Genomic DNA, 4,317 nt, shown 5'->3' on the forward strand with positions numbered 1-4,317 from the left:
CCGCGCGCCGCCGGATCCGTGCTCAGCCCTGCCCGGAAGGGGGTCCGGGCAGGGCCCGGGAGGCCTCGGAAGCCGTCGGGCGGGGGCGCATTCCACCCCGCCACAGCCACCCTGTCAATCGTTGACTTCACAAGTGGTCTAGTCCACGGTGGTGCGCCTCGGCACCTTCAAGTCGCCATCGCCACAGCATTTCTGACGACACGACGGAGATCCACCACCATGCAAAGAGTCTGCCTCGCCCTGCCCACCATGCGGTCCTGCCCCGACACCATCGCGGAACTCGCCGAGGAGGCGGCCTACGCCGTCGCCAACTTCGACGTCGAGGTGCACCTCCTCATCCTCGACACCACCGGCGCCCCCGAATTCGCGGAGAACGCGAACGCGGTGGCCTCCCTGGCCCCCACCCCCGGCGTGGTCGTCCACCACCTCGGCGAGGAACGGCAGCGGGAGTTCCTGCGCCGGGTGACCGAGCGCTCCGGCGCCCCCGACCCTGAGCTGCTGCTCGACCTGATGCTCCCTCGAGCCGTCGCGTACGGTTCCTGCGTCAACCGGCTCTTCCTGGGAGCGGCCGCCCTGGGCTGCACCTCGGCGCACCTGCGCAACGACGACGCCGACTTCCAGGTCGTCGACGGTCGGAAGGTCTTCCCGATCCACCACGAGCTGCTCTCGATCGGCCGGCCGGCCGGCGAGGCGGCGGCCGGCGTGTCCCGCTCCGAGCTCGACCCGGCCGACGCCGACAAGCCGGTGATGCTGGTCAGCGGCTCCTTCATCGGCGAACTCAACGTGGACATCAGCGAGATCCACGAGATGGACCCGGCCGTCTACCGCGAGGTGGTGCGCCTGTGGACCCCGCCGGTGTGGTCGGAGGAGGAGAGGGACGCGATGGTGGACGTCTCCTTCAAGGGCGCCGGCTCCGAGCCGTTCGGCACCGACGAGTCCGTCCTCGGCGTGCCCGACATCTGGGACGTCTACATGTGCAACATCGCCCTGGACCACCGGGCCTACGAGGTGCTGCCGCTGCTGCCCTCGATCGAGACCATCGGCAGCGACTACGCCCTGCTGCACGCCATGGTCCACTCCCGGCTGCCCGGCGTCACCCACAACCGCCACATCGTCAACTACTACACGCCCGAGCGCCGCACCGGCGCCGGCTTCGTCTCCTACCAGCTGCGGTTCGTCAAGTTCCTGCTCTCGATGCTGTACCTGTACCCGGTCTACGGCGGGATGATCGACCTCGGCCGCGGACTGCTGGACGAGCGGCACGGGCTACGGGTCGAGCCGGTCCTCGACCTGGTGCGGGGCAGCGTCGACTGGGACCGGGCCGGGAACGAGCACTGCCTGGACGTCCTGGACCGCTCCTACCGCAAGCTGGGCGGCAAGTACGCCGAGCTCGCGGACGTGGTGGCCGAGCGGCGCCGGCAGCTCCTGGACGAGGCGCAGGAGGACGCCGAGCGCTGGGCCGTGCTGATCGAGGCCTGGGCGGCACTGGTGGCCGCCTCCCGCGCGGAGGGGCTCGGCGCCGCTTCGGAGGTTGGCGCCGCTTCGGAGGTTGCGGCCTGGTGAGCGAGGACCTCCGGATCCGGCTGCTGGCCGACGGCGACTGGGACGCCGTGGTCGCGCTGGAGCACGACGCCTACGCGGCCGACGGCCTGTCGGAGGGCCGGGAGGCGCTGAAGTCCCGCGCCCTCGGCTCGCCGGATACCTGCTTCGTGCTGGAGCAGCACGGCGCGGTCCGCGGCTACCTGCTGAGCCTGCCGTACCCGCCGCTGCGCTGCCCGGACCTCGCCGAGCCGGAGGAGGCGGCGTACGAGTCGGGCAACCTGCACGTGCACGACCTGGTGATCGCCGAGGACCTGCGCGGCCGGGACGTCGCGCTGGGGTTCATGCGGCACTTCCGGGAGCGGGCGGAGGAGCTGGGCTTCGAGCGGATCTCGATGGTCGCGGTGCGCGGGGCGGACATCCTGCTGCGGCTGCTCGGCTACCGCGCGCACCGGGAGGTGGCGGTCCCCGCGTCCTACGGGCGGCGCGCGGTCTACATGTCGATGCCGGTGCGCTGACCCCCCGTACCGGTGTGCGTTTTATTGGGATATGGCCACTCCTTCGGAGTAGTGTCAACAGCGAAGATCACTCGATCGCGTGAAGACTGGTGGCGGCTGCGCAACCACACGCAGCCGCCGGCAGCACACGTCCGTACGCCCGAGGGAGAAGCGCATGAAGGCCGCCGTCGTCCACGACTTCACCGCCCCGCTGGTCATCGAGGACCGCCCGGTACCGGAGCCGGCCGCGCACCAGGTGCGGGTCAGGATCGAGACCTCCGGCCTCTGCCACACCGACATCCACGCTGCCCACGGCGACTGGCCGGTCAAGCCGAACCCGCCCTTCGTCCCCGGCCACGAGGGCGTGGGCATCGTGGAGGCGGTCGGCGAGCAGGTCCGGCACGTGCGGGTGGGCGAGCGGGTCGCCATCCCGTGGCTGGCCGACGCGTGCGGGCGCTGTGACCACTGCGTCTCCGGCTGGGAGACGCTCTGCCTCCAGCAGCACAACAGCGGTTACTCGGTGGACGGAGCCTACGCCGAGTACGCGCTCGCGCACGGCGACTACGTCGTCCCCGTGCCGGACGGCATCGACCCGCTGGACGCCGCCCCGCTGTCCTGCGCGGGCGTCACCACCTACAAGGCGCTCAAGGTCTCGGGCGCCCGCCCGGGCACCCGGGTGCTGGTCTCCGGCATCGGCGGGCTCGGCCACCTCGCGCTCCAGTACGCCCGGATCTCCGGCGCCGAGACCATCGCCGTCGACGTCACCGACGACAAGCTGGCCCTCGCCCGCGAACTCGGCGCCGATCACGTGCTGGACGCCCGCACCCAGGACGTCGCCGCCGAGGTGCAGGCGCTCGGCGGCGCCCACGCGGCCATCGCACTCGCCGTCAGCAACGCCTCCTTCCAGGCCGCGTACGGCGCGCTGCGGCGCGGCGGCACCCTGGTCCTGGTCGCGCTCCCGGCCGGCGGGAAGCTCGAACTCCCGGTCTTCGAGACCGTGCTGAACGGCACCAAGGTGATCGGCTCGATCGTCGGCACCCGCGAGGACCTGACCGAGGTCTTCCGTCTGCACTCCCTCGGCCGCACCCGCGTGATCCGCGAGACCCGCCGCCTGGACGAGGTGAACACCTGCTTCGACGAGGTGCTGAGCGGCAAGGTCTCCGCCCGCCTGGTCTTCGACCTGCGCTGAGCCCCGCTACCGCACACCCGCCGGGCACGCGGCGCTCCCCTGGGGTTCGACCGGGAGACACCCCCGCGCCGCGTTGTCCCCGGGACGTCCGGAGGCGGTTGCGGTTGGGTCTCCGTTCCGTCCGGCGGGGGTGCGCGGCGGCCTGCGGTCCGGGACCCTGGGGGCAACGACTCGTGCGGTGGGGGGAGTTGTCATGGGGGACGACCGGGAGCTGACACCCGCCGTGGTGACGGCGCTGGTGCGGCTGGCCCAGGGCGCGGCCGACGCTCCGGGGCGGGCGGTGGCCGAGGTGGTTCGGGCGCGGCTGCGGGCGACGCCGGAGGGCGCACGGGTCGTGGCCGCGGTCGAGGCCAGCCCGGGCGATCCGCGGAGCCGGGAGCTGCTGACCGTCGCCGTCGGCCAACTGCTGGACACCGACCGGGCGTTCGCGCACTACCTGGCCACCACCCCGCTCGGGCGGCCCGCCGATCCGCCCACCGTCCACCTGCGGGCGGAGGCCGAGCCGGGGCGGCCCGCCGATCCGAGCACCGTCCACCTGCGGGTCGGCGCCGAGGGCACCGGCCCGAGCACCGTCCAGCTCCGTCTGGATCCTCGGGCGGCCGGAGCGCAGGCGCCGGCCGCCGCCCGGCGCGGCAACGCCGGCATCGTCCTCGCGCTGGCCCTGCTCCTGGTCGCGGTGCTGGTCGCCGTCGGGGTCAATCTGGGTTCACGCCCGCTGCTCCACCCCCGCGGGCCCGAACTGGCCCACGCCGCCCGGACCTTGCGCGACCCCGCCCAGGTGGCGGCCGTGCTGCCCGACGTCCCGGCGATGCCCGCCGGCTGGCAGGTGGAGAGCGGGCCGGTCGCCGGCACCGTCACGGGGGACGCCGCGACGTGCCTGCTCCCGGCCTCCTGTGATCAGCAACTCGCCTACGCGACCGTGGCGTTCGGTGCCGCCCAGGTGTACAGCGTTCAGTTCACCGTGGTCTCGTTCACCTCGACGGAGGCGGCCGGGCGGGCCTTCGGCGCGATGCTGAACCACCTCGACGCGTCCGCCGTGGCCCTCCCGCCGGTCGGCGACGAGAGCGCCGCCCGTACGCGCGGCCCGGAGGG

General features: G+C 73.2%; 4 protein-coding genes. All 4 read left to right on the plus strand.

The window, feature by feature from the left end:
• Positions 1 to 219 precede the first annotated feature (219 nt).
• A complete protein-coding gene (locus J0670_RS31520) occupies positions 220 to 1,563 on the plus strand; it encodes a DUF6271 family protein (protein WP_207815319.1) in 1,344 nt (447 codons plus the stop codon).
• Positions 1,560 to 2,057 carry a GNAT family N-acetyltransferase gene (locus J0670_RS31525; RefSeq protein WP_207815321.1) on the plus strand — a complete coding sequence of 166 codons (498 nt, stop codon included), beginning with the start codon at positions 1,560 to 1,562 and terminating at the stop codon, positions 2,055 to 2,057. Before J0670_RS31520 ends, J0670_RS31525 begins: the two co-directional genes overlap by 4 nt.
• 154 nt (positions 2,058 to 2,211) lie before the next feature.
• Positions 2,212 to 3,225: an alcohol dehydrogenase AdhP gene (adhP, locus tag J0670_RS31530; protein ID WP_207815326.1), complete on the plus strand. Its 1,014-nt coding sequence runs from the start codon at positions 2,212 to 2,214 to the stop codon at positions 3,223 to 3,225.
• Positions 3,226 to 3,418: 193 nt separating this feature from the next.
• The coding region (locus J0670_RS31535) for a hypothetical protein (RefSeq protein WP_374223206.1) at positions 3,419 to 4,317 on the plus strand (899 nt) is incomplete at its 3' end.

This window comes from Streptomyces sp. FH025 (genome assembly GCF_017427025.1).
GTDB lineage: Bacteria > Actinomycetota > Actinomycetes > Streptomycetales > Streptomycetaceae > Kitasatospora.

What these genes read in the sequence shown, in the direction of transcription:
- J0670_RS31520 (WP_207815319.1), top strand. Translation starts at nt 220, where the DNA reads ATGCAAAGAGTCTGCCTCGCCCTGCCCACCATGCGGTCCTGCCCCGAC.
- adhP (WP_207815326.1), top strand. Translation starts at nt 2,212, where the DNA reads ATGAAGGCCGCCGTCGTCCACGACTTCACCGCCCCGCTGGTCATCGAG.